Genomic DNA, 21003 nt, shown 5'->3' with positions numbered 1-21003 from the left:
CACTCATACACATATTATAAAAAATGAAAGAGAAACTAACAATTGTAAAAGTAGGTGGCGCCGTGGTCGAAGACGAGGCCCAACTCAGTCAGCTGCTCAAGGATTTCAGTGCCATCGAGGGCAACAAAGTGCTCATTCATGGCGGTGGCCGTCGTGCCACTCAGGTAGCAGCAAGCCTGGGCATCGAGTCGAAGATGGTTGGCGGACGCCGCATTACTGATGCCGACATGCTGAGCGTGGTAACCATGGTTTACGGCGGCCTGGTTAACAAGAACCTGGTGGCCCGCCTGCAGGCTAATGGTGTAAACGCCTTGGGCCTTACTGGTGCCGATATGGATGTGATTCGCAGCCATAAGCGCCCCATTAAGGATGGTGTGGATTTTGGTTTTGTGGGCGATGTTGATCGTGCCGACGGTGAGATGCTGAGCCGACTGATTAAGGCAGGCATCACCCCCGTGATGGCCCCACTCACCCACGATGGTCAGGGACACATCCTGAACACCAATGCCGACACCATTGCCAGCGAAACAGCCAAAGCTTTAGCTCCCTATTACGATGTAACACTCATCTACAGTTTCGAGAAGAAAGGCGTACTGCGCAATCCCGACGACGACGATTCGGTTATCCCCACCATCACCCGCGCCGATTTCGAGCAGTACAAGGCCGATGGCACCATCAGTGGTGGCATGCTGCCTAAGATCGAAAACGCCCTGAGCGCCATCGATGCTGGTGTTAGTCGGGTTATCATTACCCTGGCCACTGCCATCGATGGAGAGAGCGGCACAAAAATTTTCTAATTTTTTTTGTTTTACTTGTAACTTTTGCCCCAGGTTATTCGTCATATAATAAGAGAGGATGAAAAAGATAAGTTTTAAAACTGACATCTTGCCGCTGAAGAACGAGCTCTACAGGCTTGCCCTCCGCATCACCCTCAACCCTGCAGAGGCAGAGGATGTAGTACAGGACACGATGATAAAGGTGTGGAATCGCCGCGAGGCATGGGACGACATCGAATCGATTGAAGCCTTTTGCCTTACCATCTGCCGCAACCTGGCACTCGACAGAATGCGACACTTGGAAAACCAGAACCAGAGTCTGGAAGAAGGCGACCACGACAAAGCCGACCAGAGCTACGCCTCGAACCCTGAAGAGCAGGCTATGCAGCGCGATCGCATCGAGCTGATACGCCAACTTATAAATGAACTGCCTGAGAAACAGCGAAGCGCTATGCAGTTGCGCGAATTCGAAGGCAAGAGTTATAAAGAAATAGCGTCGATTATGGCTGTCAGCGAAGAGCAGGTAAAGGTAAACATCTTCCGCGCTCGCCAAGCCATCCGACAAAAATATATTGAAACCGAGAAATATGGATTATAAGTATATCGAACAGTTACTGGAGCGCTACTGGCAGTGTGAAACCACACTACAGGAAGAGTCAATTCTGCGCACATTCTTCAGTCAGGAGGATGTACCAGCCAGTCTGATGCAGTACAAAGCGCTATTTACTCTCGAGCAGGAGAAGCCTGAACTGGGCGATGACTTTGATGCCCGAATACTCGAAATGGTAGGCGAGAACACCGAAGCGCCAAAGGCCAAGATGGTAACTCTTACCACACGCCTCATGCCGCTGTTCCGTGCTGCAGCCGTGGTAGCCATCATCCTTACACTGGGTAACGCCGCACAGGCCCCTTGGGACCGCGGATGGGACGACCCGAAGGATGCATATGCTAAGTTCCACCAGCAGCATCAGGCCGACTCCGTTAACACCCTCGGCACTATGCAGGCCGAGAATATGGCCGACACCGCTAAGGTAAGTGCCACGGATACGCCCGCCTTATACGAATAAGATATTTTTTTCTATGCTTTCTTTATAAATAAAACAAGTAAAACAATTAAGACGCCGAAAGCTGTGAAGCTCCGGTTTGTTTCTCTCAAATTTTCAGGAAATACTAACGCTGAAGTTAAAGGCTGCACGTTTGTGCAGCCTTCTTCAATGTTATATGGTTTAAGCTCTCTTCATTCTCAGGTTAAGCTGGTAGATAGCTGGTATCAATATGCACAGCGAGAAGAGCACAGCCAGCAGCACGCGCTGTTCGCCAAACACCTGCGCCATCGTTGGGTCGCCTGTACCATAGGCTGCCATCGATACGTTATACATGGCATAAGCCACCGAGTTGTTCACCCAATGCACTACAATACCAGGTACAATACTACCTGTGCGGTAATACATCCAACCTAACAGCAAGCCAGCTAAGAAAGCATGGGGCATCTGTGCAGGGTTAAAATGCGACAGACCGAACAATGCTGCCGATATGGCTATGCACAACCAGTGATTCTGGTTCCACTTAAGCAAGGCACGCAAGATAGCACCACGAAACACAACTTCCTCAACCAGTGGTGCCAACAGTCCCACTACCACATAACCTAAGCGACTACCCATCAGTTCTTCCAATCCCTCCTGCATTAAATTTGGCAGTTCGGGCATCACTTCTTGCAGCCACATAGATGGAACGATACACCCCACCGACGCCATTGCTGCCCAGAACAGCACCATCCAAGGGCGCGTACGTATCCAATTTCTGCTAACCACAGCCCACTTGGTTGCTAAAAACAGTATCAGTCCCAGCACGTTAAATGCTATCAGCGTGCCAATCATAAACTCAGTACCCATAACGCCGCTATTCCCTAATAACCGGTTCCAAACCAGCTGGGTAACTATCGACACCACTACCTGAAGGGCAGCAAACAGCACGGTATAAATAATCGCATTCTTCATATCCTTATTTACTTTATTATCTTTTCAAATATATCTCTAATTAATACCTCGTCTTTCTCTATCTGACGTTTTAACTCGTCAGCCGACGAAAAGTGTTGCTCCAAGCGCACAAGTTTTACAAAACTGATGGCAACTTGCTTGCCATACAGGTCACCCTTAAAATCAAGAATATTCACCTCAAGAGTGCGCTGCTTCCCATTAAAAGTAGGACGTTTGCCTATGTTCATCATCGCCTGCATAGGTTCGCTCCCATCAATACTGGCCAACACTGCATAAACACCGTCGGCAGGTATCAGCTTTTCAGCATTGTCAGACATTACATTAGCCGTAGGATAGCCTAACCCTGTACCGATATGTTCACCTGTCACCACCCGACCAGTAAGCGTGTAATAGTAATTAAGCATCTGCGAGGCTTCAAACACCTTGCCCTCTTCGGTTATCAGATGTCTTATCAGCGACGAGCTTACAGGCACATCAAACCCATCAGGGCATACCTCCATAGCCTTAAATACGTGTATATTAAGCGCTTTACCATATTCCACATAGTCGCCGAACGTTTCCTGGCGCCCACGTCCAAACTGGTTATCGTAGCCTATACACAGCGCTTTTACATTCAGGCGCTCGTGCAGTATCTGAGCCATAAACTCACGCGCTGTGAGCTGTGCTATCTGCATATCAAAAGGCAGCACCACCAAGTAGTCGATGCCAAGTTCGCCAAGCAACTGTATCTTCTCGTCGAGTGTGGTAATCAGCTGCGCCTGGAAACCAGGCACAAACAGCTGTTGTGGCAACTTATCGAAGGTGATTACCATTGATTTGTAGCCATGCTGCTGTGCTTCGTCCATCATCTGCTTGATAACCTGGCGATGCCCAGCATGAACGCCATCAAACACGCCTATCGTAGCAGCGCACTCGGGCACTATCATCGTATCTTTTATATCGTAGAATATCTCCATATTAGGCTGCAAAGGTACTCAAAAATCCGCAATTTACCCCTGCCAATCAATCATTTTTAGTTATTTTCTCTTAATAATTTGGATATTTAAAGAAATTGCCGTACCTTTGCACTCGCTTTTCAAAGCAAAGGCATCGGACTTGTAGCTCAGTTGGTTAGAGCAACAGACTCATAATCTGGAGGTCCCTGGTTCAAGCCCAGGCTGGTCCACAAAATCAAAAAACACTATATTTGCAATTCCTATTAAACTTTTGAACGACATGAAAAAGAAGATCTTTTTAGGGCTCTTCGCCGCTATTCGTATTTGCGGCTTAAGCATATTTACATCATGTTCAAAGAACAATGATGAAAAGATGTTAGGAGTGGATACAACAAACCGTGTCGATAACTATAGCGACATGGATAATTTGGTAGAATCCCTTCCTTTTTCAGAACTTCAAGGCATAAGCGTTGGAAATGCACAAGACAATGATGCCCAAACAGGTGTAACGGTATTCTTTTTCCCAGAGGCATCCATGGCCTCAGCGGTAGTCCTGGGTGGTGGACCTGCATCGCGCGAGGTACCACTATTAGACCCTCAGCGCAACACACAGCCTCTCAACGCTCTGGTTTTCAGTGGTGGTTCTGCTTATGGCTTGGCAGCTTCCGACGGCGTGGTAACCAGCCTTGAAGAACATGGCTATGGCTATAACACAGGCTACGGACTGCTACCCATTGTATGTCAGAGTTGCATCTTCGACCTTTCATACGGCAAAAGTAACATCCGCCCCGACCGCGAAATGGGTTATAAAGCTTGTCAGAATGCCATTGCCAGCAACTCACCACTCAGCGGCAATGTAGGTGCCGGCACAGGTGCTACAGTAGGTAAACCTGGCGGCATGGCCACAGCCCAGAAGAGTGGCATTGGTTATGCTGCAGCACGTCTTGGACAATTGGAGGTAGGTGTAGCCGTTGTTGTCAATGCCTTAGGCGACATCTTCCAGGATGGTGTTAAGATAGCAGGCATGACCACCATCGACCGCAAGGGCTTTGTAAGTGCCGAACAGGCAGTGCTCAAGAACCAGTATTCCGATCTGATAGCAGGCAATACCACCATCGCAGCCGTGTTTACCAACGCCCATCTGAGTGTCGCCGACCTACAGAAGGTAGCAAATATGGCCTCTACCGGCATGGCACGCAGCATACGGCCAGTGTTTACCATGGCTGATGGCGATACCGTTTATGCCATTTCCCTTAGCGGCGGTATGATTTTGTCGGACGTCAACACTGTTGGCGTGCTGGCCTCGCTGGTGATGGAGAAAGCCATTGCAGATGCAATCCTCGCCAGCAAGATTGCCGACGAGGAATATCTGCATAATATCTAAATATGTTTGTTTTTATTTCTTCTCCTGCTCGGCCAGCTTAGCTAAGTAGTACTCGCGAACATCCTGCCATTTGTAGTAGGGCCAGGTGTCGGTTTTAAGCGGCATGTGGGCCTCGCACTCGTTAAACAGTACCTTTACTAGGATATTGCCTGTTTTGCCTTTCTTGGGGCGATAGAAGATAAACTGCACGTTACTGCCTGTAGGGATGAGGTAGTAGGTGCGGAACGAGTTCTCGAGCTCGTCGAGGTTATCAACCTGTACAGCCGATCCATCCAGATCCAGCATACACAGCAGAGGCAACACAACGGTATCATGACCAAAACGCAGCGATACCTGTGTCTGGGTAACGGTATCGGCAGTCTCAATAATGTTCTTCAGCAGGTTCTTCTGGTTCCACTGCATCTTGCCTCCTGTTTGTGGGGCATTGCTGTAAAGCAGATACCAGTACAGGTTGTTGCTGCGCCACAAGTCGCGCAGTTCCTCAGGAGTAAAGAGTTCCAACAGGGTGGCATCGCCATCATGACTCTGCATGTTCAGCGCCACATCGGCTATCTTGCTCATCAGCGAGCCTGTGGTTACATTCAGATATACCCAGTGCTGATCGTTAAACAGCTGCTGCATCAGGCGCTCAGGGTGCTTCAGACTGTCGCTCATGGCCTGCTGCTTCTGCATGGCACGCATCACGTTCATCTGTGGCATGCCCATGCCGCGCTCCTGGCGCGATGGCGAGTAGTTCATATAGTGCATATCGGCCTTGCTGGCATCATTAAAGATACGGGCCGATGGATTAGCAGCCTGCAACTCCTCACACTCAGCCATCATAGAGATAATGGCACGGATAGAGGTGGTAGAAACCGAGTGGATAGGCAGATTAGGTTTCTTGAAAATCTCAGGGAAGTTCTGCGCCATACGCTTGGCAATACCATGGTGCTGACGCTGACCAGTAGCTGTCAGGTCGCCCAGTCGGTCCTTAGTAGTCTTCTGCATCGAGTCGAGCTTAGCCAGCACCTTATCGCCCAGCGGCGTAAGCTTGCCGGCATATTTGGCCTTGCGCAGAGTCTGTACAGGCATGGCATAATCGTTCTCCTCAAGCAAGTAGCGGGCACCATGGCGACCATAGTGCGACAGATAGTAAGGCTCGTAGCCCTTAGGGGCAGGTGTTAGAGATGTACGTGGCAAATGATCGTAGTCGGTCATGTTACCAGCAGCCAAGAACTTGTCGGCAGCAATCTCTTCGAGTGCTGTCTTTCCTGAAAAACGTGCGATTTGTGCCTGAGCAGTCATCGCACTTGCCATCATCAGGCAAATAAAAAACTTTTTCATACAGTTGATAATAAAATGGTTGATAAAATGGATTATATCATATTTGTTATTTACGGATCGAGAGGCACAGCAGCGTCAGGTCGTCGTTTGGTTCTGCACCTGCACGATGGTTGTTAACCACTACCTGCAGACGGTGTATAACCTCCTCGGATGAAAGCTGCTCAGTACCCTGCATGGCCTCTAGCAGGCGTTCGTCGCCCAAACGGTCCTGACGGTCGTTCTCGGCCTCGTTCAGTCCGTCGGTATAAACCAGCAGCTGTCGGTTGCGAATATCCTCTATCACCTCGCCCTCAAAGGCCTTGCACTCCCACAAACCCAATGGCTGGTTTGTGCTACCCATCTCCAGGAACTTACCATCCAGTATAGGCACATTATGACCGCAGTTACAGTACTCCAATCGACCCTTAGGCAGGTCAACCATACCAATAAACATGGTTACAAACATGCTCTGGTCGTTGTCCTTTACCAGGAAGTTGTTCATCATCGTAGCAATCTCCCATGGCAAACGGTTCTGCTGGGCAATAATGCGGAACAGGTCGCGTGTAATCGCCATAAACATCGCAGCAGGAATACCCTTACCCGATACGTCGCCCACACAGAAGTAAAGGCGCTCGTTCTGCAGAAAGTAGTCGTACAGATCGCCACCAACCACCTTGGCTGGGGTCATCAGTGCATACAGGTCGATATCCTGGCGCTCAGGGAATGGTGGGAATACACGTGGAATCATACCCATCTGTATGTCGCTGGCCACCTTCAGCTCGCTCTCGATAGAGGCTTTCACGGCTGTGGTGCGCTTCAGCTCGCTGATGTAGTTAACCAACGAGTGCTGCATGTCGCTGAACGAATGCGTGAGTTTACCAATCTCGTCGATACGATTATCGCGTGGCAGTGTTTTGTCGAACTGTCCCGATGCAATCGTCTCGGCCTGCTGTGCCAGCGTGTTCAGTGGCTTCAACTCGCGCTTGATGATACGACTGAAGGCCAGACGCATCAGTATCAATCCGGCGATAACGATAAAGATAACTATCTTATACAGACGCATGTAACCGCCAAAAATGTCGCTTTCAGGACAAACCATAGCCACGCTCCAGCCCGTAATGCCAAGTGGCTTGTAGAACACGTAGCTCTCCTTGCCCTCGAACACCAGTTTGCGCACACCTGTTTCGCCACGCTGCATGGCATGCCCCAGGTTGGTAAGTGCTGTATCAGGATGCTCCAGTGTAGGCGTAAAAATGCTCTCGCGCAGCAGTTTGGTGGTATCGGGGTGCACAAAGAAAGTACCACTCTGACCAATCATAATGCAGTACGAGTTGGGATAGGGCTTTACTTCGGATATGGTTTTAGATATCCACTCCATCGAGATATCAGTAGAGAATGTACCCACATAGCGGCCCTTCGAATCCTTCATTGGTCGGCAGTACGATGCAATAATCTCCTCGGCATAGACATCCTCAGGGTTGAAATCTGCAAACGGCTCAATCCACACTGGCTCATCCAGCAGTTTGGGAGCCTGATACCAGTCCATATAATGATAGTCGTAGGCGGGGTTACCCTCCTGGGTGGTGTCGAATTTGCCATTGTCGTTAAGGGTATAGGCCGAGAAATAATAGCCCTTATCGGGGAAATAGTTAGGTTCGAAAGCTATCGAGCAACCGTTCAGATCGGGGTTGCAGGTCAGGATACGACGCGAATACACAAACATCGAGTCGGCCACATCAAGATGTCGCAATGGCAACCACATAAAGTTGTCGGATGCTATCTCTACACGCTGCATCAGCATGTTTACACGCTGCACCGTGTTATCCAACACCTGAGCCGCACCGTTCAGCGCCTCCTCGCGCACAGCCTTACGCGACTCTACAAACAAGAATCCAAGTGATCCTAGAAAAAATATCGAGGCCATCAGTACAATGATAATACTAAGGCGACGTGACAGGGAAGTTCGGATATAGTCTCTTGGATTCTTCATGTGGTATTAACGATCTAATAATTCTTTGTAAGTAATGTCTCGCTTCAGCATCCCATTCGAGCGCATCAGCATATTGGCCTTCTTCACCATATCGGGGCGCAAACGGAACTCACGTTTCTTCGAGTCGCGGTCCACCTGCAGGCGCAATATCTCTTTCAGCATCAGGCGCTGCAGCGTGCGATTGGTTGTCACGTGGTTCTGCTGTACATATTTCATCACAATATCCAGCGCTTCCTCAGGATGCTCGCTGGCCCATTCCCAACCCTTACGGCTGGCACGGGCAAACTTCTCAGCCTTGGCCTTATGGGTCTCGTAGTAGTCGCGGCGCATATACAGACCATCGTCCTGAATATTGTAACCGTGGTCGCTAAAGCGATAAACATTATCCTTGGTAAATGTAAAGCCCATCTGCATCAGCTGGTAGTACTCGTTGTAGCTCATGGCCAGCGTAGCATCGATGGCGCCTTTAATAAACAAGTCAAAGTTCGATGTAAACTGTATCCACTGGTAATTCAGATGTTCCTTGCGACTCATGCAGATGGCCACCTGTCCGAATCCGGCATGCCAGATACCCACACGAGCACCCTTCTGCGTGAGCGGATTCTTACCACGGCGCGATACGATAACCGTAGAGTTGTTCATCGATGTTTGCAAGATGTTCACCAAAGGCACACCTTTGTCCATAATCTCCATCGCCAAGCAGAGTGGCAGCGTGGTGGCATGACTCTCAGCCTCCTGAATGCGGTGCATAGCCGTTTCGGATACCGATGGGTGTACTATATCCACATCCAGACCTTCAGCCTTATAGAAGCCTTTTTCCTGGGCCACATAATAACCAGCAAACTGCGCGTGGGCAGTCCACTGTGGCGTAAAGACGAACTTTCCAGTGTATTTCTTCTGCGCCAGCAACGGCAAGCAAACAGCAAGCGTTATAGCAGTAATAAATAATTTTACCTTTGGTTTCACGCCGCAAAGATACGAAAAATTATCTAACTTCCAAAACTATTGGCCATTAAAATACCATAAAAATCTGGGCAGCCACCGTAGTGCCCGCCCAGACGTATAAAGATTGTATAAAATGTATACTTCGGATTAATAACCAGGGTTCTGCTCCCAACCTGGATTCAGGTCGAGCATCTCCTGCTCTACAGGGAAGATACGATGACGCTTGTCGAAGTTTGCGAAGTCGTACTTCTTGTAGTGTGGGAAGAATTCATCCTCGAAATGACCGAAACGGATCATATCGTTACGACGCCAGTTCTCATCGAAGAACTCACGACCACGCTCGTCGTAAATCTCAGCGAGTGTAGGCTCAGCAGTAATCTGAGGAGCACCAGCGTAGGCACGAATCTGGTTGAAGAGATCCTTAGCACCACTCTGTCCTGTACGTGCAAGCGCTTCAGCCTTCATCAGCAGGACATCAGCATAACGGAAGATGGGCACGTCGTTTGACTGGTTACGACCGTTGTTATAGTCGCTAGGAATCATGAACCACTTGATAGAGTGGCAACCCTTCTGGATAGCAGCATCGTCGTTACCTACGTCAATAGTATTATCTTCCTTAATCAGAGCGATATCCTCGGTAAAGTGTACCTGAGTGCCTTTATACATAAATGGCTCAGAGGTTGGCTTCAGAGTCTTTGGATCGCGAATATAGATATCACCACGCAGGATGCTAAGGTTACGGATGTCGCCATCCAGACTGAACAGCTTAGCAAACTCTGGCGTTACCACCATATTACCACCAGTTGACTGGGTGAACTTATCAGTAGAACCATAAACGTTTGGCAGCAGATTCTTCAACTGCTTGAACGAACGAGGACGTCCCCACTGCATACCCTGACGGTTGATAGCGTCATAAGGCATAGCATAGATAAAGTCCTCAATCTGTGAACCATTGTCATAAGAGAACTTATGCAGATAGTCAACAGAACCAAGGTTAAACTTACCACTATTGATAATTTCATCACAAACAGCGATACAATCGTCGAGCTTAGGATTAGCAGCTGTGGCAGCATCATACTGATCAACCGATTCTGCAGTATAAACAGGCCAGTTAATGTACAACTTTGCCAGCAGAGCCTCAGCCATCCACTTGGTTGGCTTACCATAAGTGTTATCTGTTACATCCTCTGTGAGTGAAGGAATAATCTCAGTGAGCTCACTCTCAATCCACTCGGCAACCTCCTTACGTGGAGAACGGGCTACAACCTCACCCTCGGCAGGCACCTTCTCAAGAATAGGTGCATCACCAAAACTATCCATCAACACCCATGTAAAGTAAGCACGCATGGCGCGAGCTGGAGCTGTCATCTGTGCCGAAGCACCACTACCCAATTCCTCAAGAATGGTGTTGGCCTTTGTGATACCAGAAGTTACATCAGAATACCAGTCGAGTGAAGCATCAGTAGCCTTGCTGTCGTGGAGAGCCTGATGAGCATAGGTACCGTCGTCGTAATAACCACCATCGAAAGCCAGACAGGTGAACTCGTCAGATGAAAGGCACTGAGCCTCCATGTAGCGACGGCCAAGTGTACCTGACATATGGAAATATACATCAGCCATTTTTGCCTCTACCATAATCATGGGGTCAACACCAGAATTCTTACTAGGGTCCTCGGTATATTGAGAATCTGGAGTTACATCCAAATTAGTACAGCTGGTAAGCGCTACGGCAAACATGCCAGCTGCAAGAAATACTTTATTTAGTTTCATAATGCTTGAATCTTATTAAATGATAATAACTTTATTTCTTCTTGCCATCACCAAAGTTAATCTTCACACCAACCATGAAGGTACGAGCGTGTGGATAGCGGCTCCAACGGTAGTCGATACCAGGATCGATACCACCAAGGTTAACCTCTGGGTCAAGACCCTTGTAATTGGTGATTGTAAGAAGGTTGTTAGCTGTACCATAGAGGGTAAGATCCTGAATCCAGTTGTTGAAACAGTTGCGGAATGTGTAGCTCAGAGAGAGCGACTGCAAACGCACATAAGTACCCTTCTCAATGAAACGGTCTGATGGCAGTGAGCCAGATGCATCGCCAGCAGGGTTAGACAGGAACTCCTTCAGTACATTCTTACCATCAGAGAACATCTGTGCACTGGTGTAGTGAGCACGTGGGCTATCGTAAACATCATTACCGAATACGCCAGTGATGAATGCGTTCAAATTCCAGTTCTTATAGCTCAGGCTGTTGTTCCAACCAGCAGTGAGCTTAGGCTGAGCGCAACCAGTGATAGCGCGATCTTTGATACTTGGATTGTTGGTTGTCTCACCCGTCTTATTACCATTCTCATCCAGCACATAGTACTCAGAACGTCCATTAATTGTACCTGCATAGAGATAGGTGTAGAATGTACCGATTGACTCACCTTCCATAATGCGCTGTGTCCAACCGTTAGCAGAAACGCCTGCTACGTCTGGGTCGCCCTGTGTCAGGTTGGTGGTATGGAACTGATCGTTCTGCATCTTGTCAACAGTGTTCTTGTTGTGTGACAGGTTGATAGTGGTCATCCAGTTGAAGTCCTTGGTACGAATAGCATCGATGTTGATAGTAAACTCAATACCCTTATTGGTCATTTCGCCTACGTTAGCATCCATCCAGCCATATACATACTGTGTGGTAGGAACAGGATAGCCCCAGATCAGATCCTTGGTCTTCTTGTTATAAACCTCAATAGTACCATTAATGCGGTTCTTCATGAAGCCGAAATCCAAACCAACGTTCAGCATACTTGTTGTCTCCCACTTCAGGTCGGGGTTAGCATTCTTGGTTGCACCATAAGTACGATAAGTCTTACCATCGTAAACGAATGTACCTGTAGCACCATAAGTTACATATGATGAATAAACATCAAATCCCATGGCATTACCAGATACTCCATAACCAGCACGGAGCTTCAAGTTAGAGAAGATATTCTGATTCTTCATGAATGCCTCCTCAGTGATGTTCCAAGCACCAGAAATTGATGGGAATGTACCCCAGCGGTTGTTCTTACCAAATACTGAAGAACCATCACGACGAATAGTAGCCTGCAGCATGTAGCGGCCATCGAACGAGTAGTTGGCACGACCATAGAACGAGATGTTCTTAACGTTCTCTACATAGCCACTTGCTACAGAGTTCTGAACACCAAGGATAGTCTGGGCGTATGACATATTGTACCATTTCAGGTTATCATTGTAATATCCCTCAACAGTCAAACCAAATCCATCGTTATTCTTCTTCTGCTCCCAAGAGTAACCAGCCATCAAATCAACTTTGTGTTTGCCAGCTGTAAAGCCATAGTTCAGATATGTCTCGAAAGTCTGCTCATGGCCAAAATATGTATTACGGCTAGCCTGACCATTTTTGTTACCGATACCCTCAATCTGAGAGTTACGAGTATTATAACCACTATATGTGCTCTGGTAGTTGCTCCAAGAGTAGTTAACATTCCAAAGGAGGCCCTTTAGAATCTCCAGAGTAGCCTTACCGATAAACTGGTTACGCTTCCAGATGGTTTCAGAGGTATCCTCGTACATCAAAGACAGAGGGTTGTAGTTCTTTGAACCAGCACCAGTCGACCAAGAACCATCAGCATTCTTGATGGGGTTGGTTGGTGAGAAGTAGTTCATTGCATCGAGTACAGAAGCACCCTTATCGCCTGTAGGCACACCAAAATGCTTACCATACATAGAATTCAATCCCATAGAGATATTGAGACGATCCTTCAGCAACTTAGTAGAAATCAGCGAACGAACATTAAAGCGGTCCATACCTGTTTCCTTGATAACACCCTGGCGCTTCATGAGGTTACCACTAACCATATAGCTGGTGCGGCCATTGCCACCACTGATGCTCAAGTTATGGTTGTGGCTGATACCTGTACGCAGAACCTCGTCCTGCCAGTTGGTGCTTGCACCGCCATCCTTCAGGGCTATGCCATTCTTAGAGGCATAATCGCGCAGTTCGGCAGCTGTAGCCACATCGTACTTCTTCAGGATATTATCGATAGCTACATAACCATTGTAAGTTACATTGGTCTTCTCCTCGGCACCTTTCTTAGTGGTGATAATGATAACACCATTGGCAGCCTTAGAACCATAAATAGCGGTAGCAGTGGCATCACGCAGCACGTCGATGCTCTCGATATCATCAGGAGCAACGGTAGATGGGTCGACACCAGGAATACCATCAATTACATAGTAAGGTGACATAGCACCCGAGCGCAGTGTAGAGGCACCACGAAGTGTGATAGTTGCACCACCATTTGGGTCGGCTGTTGAAGAAATAACCAGTCCGGGCACCTTACCCTGCAACATCTGTCCTGGGTCGGTGAACACACCACGGTTCAGATCTTCTGCTTTTACAGTTGTGATAGATGAGGTAACATCCTTGCGGCGCATGGTACCGTAACCTACTACTACAACTTCGTTCAGTACCTTGTTGTCCTCTTCAAGAGTTACCTTCATGCCGTTGGCGGCAGCCAGGGTCTTTGAGGTGTAGCCTACGTAAGAGAATGTGAGCTTGGCACCCTGCTTTACAGTCAGCGTAAAGTCACCATTGAAATCGGTCACTACACCATTGTTGGTGCCCGTTTCCAGAACGCTTACGCCAATCAGAGGCTCACCGGTTGCGTCCAGTACAGTTCCCGACACCTTGTTCTGTGCCAGCATCACTGTACTGCACAACAGAAAGAACACGAAGAACATGGCCTTCTGAGTTCCTTGCTTGAGATTTAGGATCTTTTGCATAATCATTAATTAAAAGTTAGTATAAAAAGAATATTAAAAGTTTTATCTTATTTCTACAACAGCGTTTTCGGTTATCAGGGGCACCTGCATGACCTGCATAGCTTTCAGGTCAGCCTTGATAAAGCCCTCGCCCTTGCAAGGCCTCTTATCCATACTACGCGAACCTTCGCCCTGAAGTCGTACGCGTACATTATTAAAATAGATGTCCTTTACCTTGCCAGGCACGTCGCCACCTACAAAGCAGCCGTTCTCGCTGGTGCTGGTAATGTTGTTAAAGTAGATACGACTCACCTCGCCGCAACGGCCCTCAATCTGACCCTTGGGGAATCGCCAGTTGGCATCCTTATGATTACCGTTGGCACGTGGATAGCTGGTAACGTAGATAGGCTCGGCCTTACCCCACCACACATCGCTCCACAGGCGACAGTCCAACTGGATGTTCGAGAATACCACATCGGTAACGGTTCCCTCGTCGCGATTCTGGATACCCAGTCCACGGTTCGAACCTGTGATGATGCAGTTATCAAACACCACGTTATAGATAGAGTCCATATTCTCGCTACCAATCTTGATGGCGCACGAGCGGCTCGACATCACACAGTTGGTAACAGTAATGTCGTGGCACGAGCCATACTGCTCGAACTCACGACGGTTCTTTAAACAGATGCAGTCATCGCCACTGGTAATATGGCAGTTGGCAATACGTACATGCTTCGAATGGTCGATATCGATACCATCGCCATTGCGGATTTTCAGGTTGTTCAGCAGATTAATGCCATCAATCACAGCTTCATCGCAACCAATCAGGTGAACAGTCCAGTAGGCGCCCTCCTTGATGGTTACATCGCGAATGGTGAGATTCTTCACATCAGTCAGCGTGAGCACATGTGGACGTGGGTCGAAAGTCTGATCCTTCAATGGCTTCAGCTCGTAGCTGTCGCTCAGCTCAGCACCCATAAAGGCGATACCATTACCATGAATGGTGCCCTTACCACAGACGCTGATGTTCTCAGCATGCTCGGCCCAGAGCCACAGCATACCCTCGCCACGGTTCTGTCCAAAAGCACTCAGCTTATAAATACGCTCATCGGGGTTAGCCTTCAGGGTGGCAGTAGCTTCCAGATAAAGCTCAACATTGCTCTTAAGCTGAATAGGACCAGCCATGAAGGTATGATTACGAGGTAACAGCACACGGCCGCCACCCTCAGCCGAACAACGGTCTATAGCACGCTGAATGGCCTGGGCATCATCTGCAATACCATCACCTATAGCTCCTGCTGCCGTCACATCGTAAACCGATTGTGCCGCTGCCGACATCACTATCATCCAAAGCAGAATTAACTGCAATAATGTTTTTTTCGCCATTAATTATCTTAGTAGTAACGAATAATTCGTTGCAAAGATAGTATATTTCTCGAATAAAACAAAATATTTAGAAAAAAATGTTATCTTTGCAACCGAAATAAAGATAATATTCAATCAAAAGTCGACAAAATGACAGATATTTGCTGTATCGGACATATCACTCGTGACAGGATCATCACTCAGGTTCCGCCCGTAACTACGCACTGTGCAGGCGGTTCGGCCTATTATATGGCATGGGCCATCCAGGCTTTGCCCCATGACGTTAATTTCCACCTTATCACCTCGGTAAGTCGTGAGGTGATGCCCGAAGTTGAGAAACTGCGCCAGGCTGGCGTGCGGGTAACGGCCTTTGAGAGCGATACCAACGTGTTTTTCGAGAATAAGTATGGTGCCAACATGGACAACCGCACACAGCGGGTACTGGCCAAGTCGGCTCCATTCACACTTAACGAACTGAACGACGAGCAGGCCCGTGTGTTCCATTTAGGCACGCTGCTGGCCGACGACTTTGCACCCGAAATAGTAGAATATCTGGCCACCAAGGGCGATGTGAGCATCGATGTGCAGGGCTATCTGCGCGAGGTGGTTGGCGAGGAGGTGCGCGCCTGCGAATGGACAGATAAGCTGCGACTGCTGAAGCACACAGCCATCCTGAAGGTAAACGAGTGGGAGTGCCAGACGCTGACGAACATGACCGACCCTTACGAGGCTGCCCAGCAGATTAACGACTGGGGTGTACGCGAAGTGATTATCACCTTAGGTGGTGGCGGATCGGTGATCTATGCCGAGGGCAAGTTCTACGAAACTCCTGCCTACCCACCAACCAAGTTAGTTGATGCCACAGGTTGCGGCGACACCTACAGCGCTGGTTATCTGTATGCCCGTGCCAGGGGGATGAGCTATATAGAAAGCGGTCAGTTTGCAGCCGCCATGTGTACGCTGAAGTTAGAGCACACAGGCCCCTTTACCCATAGCATCGACGATGTGCACCAGATCATCAAGAACAATTAATAACAACTATAACAAATGATGTACCTATTTAACAACCATTCACGAGGCCTGCTACTAACCATGCTGCTGACATTGGCAGCTAGCAGTAGTCAAGCCCAAGACAGGCTGTATGCCAACGAGTTTCCCTTAGGGGATGTAACCCTGCTAAACGGTCCGCTGAAGCATGCGCGCGACTTGAACATCGAGACGCTGCTGAAGTACGACAACGACCGCCTGCTGGCGCCTTATCTGAAAGAGGCCGGACTAACACCGAAAGGCCAGTCGTACCCTAACTGGGACGGATTGGACGGACACGTGGGCGGCCACTATCTGACTGCGATGGCCATCAATGCTGCTACTGGCAGCCAAGAGTGCCGCGAGCGCATGGAATACTGGATTAGCGAGCTGCAGGCCTGTGCCGATGCCAATGCCAAGAACCACCCCGACTGGGGCCGTGGCTATGTGGGCGGTGTGCCCGGCAGCGACCGTATCTGGAGCAACTTTAAGAAAGGAAACTTCGGCCCCTACTTTGGCGCGTGGGTTCCTTTCTATAATATACACAAGATGTATGCCGGCCTGCGCGACGCGTGGGTTTACTGTGGCAACGAGCAGGCCAAGAAGCTCTTTCTGGGCTTCTGCGACTGGGCCATCGACCTGACAGCCAATCTCACCGATGCTCAGATGGAGCGCGCGCTGGATACCGAGCATGGTGGCATGAACGAGGTGCTGGCCGATGCCTACGCCATCACTGGCGAGCAGAAATATCTGGATGTGGCCCGCCGATTCTCGCATCGCCGCCTGCTGAACCCGCTGATGCAGCGCCGCGACGTGCTCGACAACATGCATGCCAACACCCAGGTGCCCAAGGTGATAGGTTTTGAGCGTATAGCCGAGCTGAGTGGCGACGAGGCTTACCACACCGCAGGTGCCTATTTCTGGGACATCGTAACAGGCGAGCGCACACTGGCCTTTGGCGGCAACAGTCGTCGTGAGCACTTCCCCAGTCGCGAGGCTTGTCAGGACTTTGTGCAGGATATCGACGGTCCTGAGAGCTGTAACACCAACAATATGCTGAAGCTCACCGAGGATCTGCATCGTCGCAACCCCGAAGCCCGCTATGCCGACTTCTTCGAGCTGGCTACCTTCAATCATATACTCTCAACCCAGCACCCTGAGCATGGCGGCTACGTATATTTCACTTCAGCCCGTCCGCGCCACTACCGCAACTATTCGGCTCCCAACGAGGCCATGTGGTGCTGCGTGGGCACAGGTATGGAGAATCATGGCAAGTACAACCAGTTTATCTACACTCACAGCGGCGATGCACTGTTTGTGAACCTGTTTGTGGCCTCAGAGCTTAACTGGAAAGCCAAAGGCATCACCCTGCGCCAGGAAACCAGTTTCCCTTATAGCGAGAACAGCCGTATCACCATCACGCAATCACCCAACACCAAACAGCCAACACCCATCATGGTGCGCTACCCCGGCTGGGTAAAGCCAGGCCAGTTCAGCGTTAAGGTGAATGGCAAGCCTGTGAGCATCGTCACTGGTCCATCAAGCTATGTAGCCATCAATCGCCAGTGGAAAAAGGGCGATGTGATTGATATCCAGTTCCCCATGTACAACAGCGTGAAGTATCTGCCCAACCTGCCACAGTATATTGCCCTGATGCACGGTCCCATCATGCTGGCCATGAAGACGGGTACTGAGGATTTGGCACACCTGATAGCCGACGACAGCCGATTCGGACAGTTGGCCACAGGCAAAAAACTGCCTATCGACCAAGCCCCTATCCTGGTTAACAAAGATGTGGAGAGCATCGCCAACCAGCTGCAACCCATAGCAGGCAAGCCCCTGCACTTCAACCTCAGCACCAAGATGGTAAATAAGATTGAGGGCGAGCTGATGCCTTTCTTCGAGCTGCACGATGCCCGTTACATGATGTACTGGTTGGCGCTCTCTGAGGATAGCTACAAGGACTATCTGGCCAATCTGGCCAAGCAGGAGCAGGAGCGCCAGGCACTCGAGGCCCGCACCACCGACAAGGTGCAGCCAGGCGAGCAACAGCCTGAGAGCGACCACTTTATGGAGACTGACCAATCGACCGTGGGCAACACCAACGATGTATTCTTCCGCGATGCCCGCGATGGTCACTATTTCAGCTACCTGATGCAGACAGGCGGCAAGACCGACCTGAGTCTGCGCCTGAAATACTGGGGTGTAGGCGATTGGAAGAATCCCGAGTTCGATATCTTTGTAGATGACACGCTGGTAACCACCGTTAATCTCGTCGGCAAGTATCGCACCTCACAGTTCAAGTTCGAGGAGTATCCCATCCCCGCCCAGTTGCTCAAGGGTAAGAAGCAGGTGCGCATCAAATTCGTGGCCAAGCCCCACAAGCAGGTTGGCGAGATTTACGAAGTGAGACTAATTAGTAACAATCAATAATATTATCAACTATGTACAAACGTTCAATTCTCTGTGCTGCCCTTGCAGCAGCCACCATGGGTCTTAACGCCCAGAAACCAGTGAAAGCCCCTGCTGGCGGCAAGGCCATCAGCAACGAGCTCATTGGTATCTTCTTTGAAGATATTAACAACTCTGCCGATGGCGGACTCTATGCCGAGCTTATTCAGAACGGCGCCTTCGAGTTCTCGCCCGTTGAGCGCGACGGATGGGGCCCCGGCACTGCCTGGCGCATCACCCGTCCTGGTCACTCTACCGGCTATATCCAGCCCCGCATGGACAACCCCGTTCATGCCAACAACGCCACCTACATGCGCCTGCACTGCGAGCGTGCCAACCAGTATTACGATTACACAGGTTGGACTGGCTTCGGCATTCAGAACGACGGTTTCGACGGCATCTCAGTCAAGGCTGGCGAGAAGTACGACTTCTCAGCCTTTATGCGCAATGTAAAAGGCGATGCCAAGCAGGTACGCGTGGTGCTGATTGAGCCAGTAAAGGGCTGGCCACCAAAGGATCCCAAACTGCTGGCCGAAACAACCTTCGACGTAAGCAACGGCGATTGGCAGAAGTTCGAGGCTGTGCTCACACCTAATGCCGACTGCAAGCAGGCTGCCCTGCAGATTCTGGTACTTACCAAGGGTGATATGGATATCGATGTGATATCACTTATGCCCGAGGACACTTATAAGGGCCACGGCCTGCGTAAGGATCTGGCTCAGGCACTGGCCGACCTGCATCCTAAGTTCATGCGCTTCCCTGGCGGATGTGTGGTTCACGGTGGTGGCGACGGATTCTGGAACACCTATCGCTGGAAGACCACTATCGGACCTAAGGAAACACGCCGCCAACTCAAGAACACCTGGGGTTATCACCAGAGTGTAGGTTTGGGCTATTTCGAGTACTTCCAGTTCTGCGAGGATCTGGGTATGGAGCCCCTGCCCATCCTGCCTGCCGGCGTCAGCTGTCAGGGCGCCAACGGTGGTTGGGGCATGAAAGGCCAGGCTCAAGATGTAGTCCCCATGAGCGAGATGGACGAGTGGGTTGACGAGTGCATCGACCTGATCGAATGGGCCAATGGTGATCCCGCCACCAACAAATGGGCCAAGATGCGTGCCGAGGCAGGTCATCCCAAGCCCTTCAACCTCAAATACCTTGGTATTGGTAACGAGGAGCGCATCTCGCCCGAGTTCTGCGAGCGCTTCAAGTATATCTACGAGCGTGTCACCAAGGCTCATCCCGAGATTGTGATTGTGGGTACAGCCGGTCCTGGCTCGCATGCCGATAACGGCGACTACCAGAACGGTTGGAAGCTGGCCGAGGAACTCAATATGCCTATCCTCGACGAGCACTACTACGAGCCCAACACCTACTTCCTGAACAAGCGCCAGTACGACAGCTATCCCCGCGACCGCAAGACCAAGGTTTATCTGGGTGAGTATGCTGCTAAGGATAAGAAGCTCATCGACGCCCTGGCCGAAGGTCTGTATCTGTTGCACGTAGAGCGCAATGGTGATGTAGTAGCCATGACATCTTACGCTCCCCTGTTTGCCCGCAAGAACGGCACCCAGTGGAATCCCGACCTCATCTACTACGACAACGAGCGCCCATTCCTCACCTGCAGCTACTATGTTCAGCAACTGTTCGGACAGTCGAGCGGCAACTACTACTATGGCGACTGCGTGAAGTTTGAGGGCGATGCAGCCGATGCCATCCAGCCTATGGAGGGTGTGCACTACGGTCAGAGCGTGATTCTCAACACCAAGACCCGCCAGCTGTTCGTGAAACTGGTCAACGCCAGTGCCGATGCCAAGAAGGCCAACATCAACCTGAGCCGCTTTGGCATCAAGAAGCTGGCCACCAAGACCACCCTCGCAGGTCAGCCTAACGACGAGAACAACTTCGACGCCCAGCCCATCGCTCCTAAGAAAGAGCAGATCAAGGCCCAGAAGAAGTTCACCCTCGACCTGGCCCCCTACTCAATGGTTATGCTGCAGTACCAGCTGTAACATCAGCTAAACATAAAAATCAAAAGGCTTGCTCGGGAATTCTTGAGCA

15 protein-coding genes and 1 tRNA gene are annotated in these 21003 nt (G+C 49.9%); 8 read left to right on the top strand and 8 right to left on the bottom strand.

Features of this window, described 5'->3' with window-relative positions; translation table 11 throughout:
- Positions 1-23 precede the first annotated feature (23 nt).
- The 3 genes from argB to T499_RS0106630 are packed head-to-tail and all read left to right on the top strand — an operon-like array spanning position 24 to position 1843.
- A complete protein-coding gene (gene argB, locus T499_RS0106640; RefSeq protein ID WP_033150318.1) occupies positions 24-797 on the top strand; it encodes an acetylglutamate kinase in 774 nt (257 codons plus the stop codon).
- Positions 798-855: 58 nt separating this feature from the next.
- Positions 856-1374 carry an RNA polymerase sigma factor gene (locus tag T499_RS0106635; protein WP_013065037.1) on the top strand — a complete coding sequence of 173 codons (519 nt, stop codon included), beginning with the start codon at positions 856-858 and terminating at the stop codon, positions 1372-1374.
- The gene (locus T499_RS0106630) at positions 1364-1843 is read left to right on the top strand and encodes a hypothetical protein (protein ID WP_033150317.1); all 480 of its coding nucleotides are present in this window, start codon (positions 1364-1366) and stop codon (positions 1841-1843) included. Before T499_RS0106635 ends, T499_RS0106630 begins: the two co-directional genes overlap by 11 nt.
- A 159-nt stretch (positions 1844-2002) precedes the next feature.
- Here T499_RS0106630 and T499_RS0106625 read toward each other — a convergent pair whose 3' ends face one another.
- The gene (locus T499_RS0106625) at positions 2003-2773 is read right to left on the bottom strand and encodes a CPBP family intramembrane glutamic endopeptidase (RefSeq protein WP_033150316.1); all 771 of its coding nucleotides are present in this window, start codon (positions 2771-2773) and stop codon (positions 2003-2005) included.
- Between the two features lie 8 nt (positions 2774-2781).
- On the bottom strand, positions 2782-3729 hold the full coding sequence (locus tag T499_RS0106620) for a bifunctional riboflavin kinase/FAD synthetase (protein WP_033150315.1): 948 nt from the start codon (positions 3727-3729) through the stop codon (positions 2782-2784).
- A gap of 135 nt (positions 3730-3864) precedes the next feature.
- On the opposite strand from T499_RS0106620, the gene T499_RS0106615 reads away from it, so the two are divergent.
- Positions 3865-3938 (top strand) — tRNA-Ile (locus tag T499_RS0106615).
- A 50-nt stretch (positions 3939-3988) separates the two neighbouring features.
- Positions 3989-5092 carry a P1 family peptidase gene (locus tag T499_RS0106610; RefSeq protein WP_157054545.1) on the top strand — a complete coding sequence of 368 codons (1104 nt, stop codon included), beginning with the start codon at positions 3989-3991 and terminating at the stop codon, positions 5090-5092.
- 12 nt (positions 5093-5104) lie between these two features.
- Here the strand turns inward: T499_RS0106610 and T499_RS0106605 are convergent, their stop codons facing one another.
- The 6 genes from T499_RS0106605 to T499_RS0106580 all read right to left on the bottom strand — a co-directional run bounded on the left by T499_RS0106605 (position 5105) and on the right by T499_RS0106580 (position 15450).
- Positions 5105-6415, bottom strand: a complete 1311-nt coding sequence (locus tag T499_RS0106605; protein WP_033150314.1) for a histidine-type phosphatase — start codon at positions 6413-6415, stop codon at positions 5105-5107.
- Between the two features lie 46 nt (positions 6416-6461).
- Positions 6462-8384 carry a SpoIIE family protein phosphatase gene (locus T499_RS0106600; protein WP_084162942.1) on the bottom strand — a complete coding sequence of 641 codons (1923 nt, stop codon included), beginning with the start codon at positions 8382-8384 and terminating at the stop codon, positions 6462-6464.
- A gap of 6 nt (positions 8385-8390) precedes the next feature.
- Positions 8391-9350 carry an ABC transporter substrate-binding protein gene (locus T499_RS0106595; RefSeq protein ID WP_033150312.1) on the bottom strand — a complete coding sequence of 320 codons (960 nt, stop codon included), beginning with the start codon at positions 9348-9350 and terminating at the stop codon, positions 8391-8393.
- A gap of 126 nt (positions 9351-9476) precedes the next feature.
- A complete protein-coding gene (locus T499_RS0106590) occupies positions 9477-11099 on the bottom strand; it encodes a RagB/SusD family nutrient uptake outer membrane protein (protein ID WP_033150311.1) in 1623 nt (540 codons plus the stop codon).
- 31 nt (positions 11100-11130) lie between these two features.
- Entirely contained in the window at positions 11131-14124 is a 2994-nt protein-coding gene (locus tag T499_RS0106585) for a SusC/RagA family TonB-linked outer membrane protein (protein WP_033150526.1), read from the bottom strand.
- A gap of 42 nt (positions 14125-14166) precedes the next feature.
- Positions 14167-15450 carry a glycoside hydrolase family 28 protein gene (locus T499_RS0106580; protein ID WP_369793378.1) on the bottom strand — a complete coding sequence of 428 codons (1284 nt, stop codon included), beginning with the start codon at positions 15448-15450 and terminating at the stop codon, positions 14167-14169.
- Positions 15451-15618: 168 nt separating this feature from the next.
- On the opposite strand from T499_RS0106580, the gene T499_RS0106575 reads away from it, so the two are divergent.
- The 3 genes from T499_RS0106575 to T499_RS0106565 are packed head-to-tail and all read left to right on the top strand — an operon-like array spanning position 15619 to position 20954.
- Positions 15619-16500, top strand: coding sequence for a PfkB family carbohydrate kinase (locus tag T499_RS0106575; protein ID WP_033150309.1), 882 nt, complete (start codon positions 15619-15621; stop codon positions 16498-16500).
- Between the two features lie 60 nt (positions 16501-16560).
- The gene (locus T499_RS0106570) at positions 16561-18927 is read left to right on the top strand and encodes a glycoside hydrolase family 127 protein (protein ID WP_033150308.1); all 2367 of its coding nucleotides are present in this window, start codon (positions 16561-16563) and stop codon (positions 18925-18927) included.
- 11 nt (positions 18928-18938) lie between these two features.
- The gene (locus tag T499_RS0106565) at positions 18939-20954 is read left to right on the top strand and encodes an alpha-L-arabinofuranosidase C-terminal domain-containing protein (RefSeq protein ID WP_084162940.1); all 2016 of its coding nucleotides are present in this window, start codon (positions 18939-18941) and stop codon (positions 20952-20954) included.
- The last annotated feature ends 49 nt before the right edge of the window (positions 20955-21003 follow it).

This window comes from Prevotella sp. RM4 (genome assembly GCF_000701965.1).
GTDB lineage: Bacteria > Bacteroidota > Bacteroidia > Bacteroidales > Bacteroidaceae > Prevotella > Prevotella ruminicola.
The sequence above is the reverse complement of the archived record's forward strand: the minus strand, read 5'-3'. Positions and strand labels throughout refer to the sequence as shown.

What these genes read in the sequence shown, in the direction of transcription:
- T499_RS0106600 (WP_084162942.1), bottom strand. Translation starts at nt 8,384, where the DNA reads ATGAAGAATCCAAGAGACTATATCCGAACTTCCCTGTCACGTCGCCTT.
- T499_RS0106590 (WP_033150311.1), bottom strand. Translation starts at nt 11,099, where the DNA reads ATGAAACTAAATAAAGTATTTCTTGCAGCTGGCATGTTTGCCGTAGCG.
- T499_RS0106580 (WP_369793378.1), bottom strand. Translation starts at nt 15,450, where the DNA reads ATGATAGTGATGTCGGCAGCGGCACAATCGGTTTACGATGTGACGGCA.
- T499_RS0106575 (WP_033150309.1), top strand. Translation starts at nt 15,619, where the DNA reads ATGACAGATATTTGCTGTATCGGACATATCACTCGTGACAGGATCATC.
- T499_RS0106635 (WP_013065037.1), top strand. Translation starts at nt 856, where the DNA reads ATGAAAAAGATAAGTTTTAAAACTGACATCTTGCCGCTGAAGAACGAG.
- T499_RS0106630 (WP_033150317.1), top strand. Translation starts at nt 1,364, where the DNA reads ATGGATTATAAGTATATCGAACAGTTACTGGAGCGCTACTGGCAGTGT.
- T499_RS0106610 (WP_157054545.1), top strand. Translation starts at nt 3,989, where the DNA reads ATGAAAAAGAAGATCTTTTTAGGGCTCTTCGCCGCTATTCGTATTTGC.
- T499_RS0106605 (WP_033150314.1), bottom strand. Translation starts at nt 6,415, where the DNA reads ATGAAAAAGTTTTTTATTTGCCTGATGATGGCAAGTGCGATGACTGCT.
- T499_RS0106565 (WP_084162940.1), top strand. Translation starts at nt 18,939, where the DNA reads ATGTACAAACGTTCAATTCTCTGTGCTGCCCTTGCAGCAGCCACCATG.
- T499_RS0106625 (WP_033150316.1), bottom strand. Translation starts at nt 2,773, where the DNA reads ATGAAGAATGCGATTATTTATACCGTGCTGTTTGCTGCCCTTCAGGTA.
- argB (WP_033150318.1), top strand. Translation starts at nt 24, where the DNA reads ATGAAAGAGAAACTAACAATTGTAAAAGTAGGTGGCGCCGTGGTCGAA.
- T499_RS0106585 (WP_033150526.1), bottom strand. Translation starts at nt 14,124, where the DNA reads ATGCAAAAGATCCTAAATCTCAAGCAAGGAACTCAGAAGGCCATGTTC.
- T499_RS0106570 (WP_033150308.1), top strand. Translation starts at nt 16,561, where the DNA reads ATGCTGCTGACATTGGCAGCTAGCAGTAGTCAAGCCCAAGACAGGCTG.
- T499_RS0106620 (WP_033150315.1), bottom strand. Translation starts at nt 3,729, where the DNA reads ATGGAGATATTCTACGATATAAAAGATACGATGATAGTGCCCGAGTGC.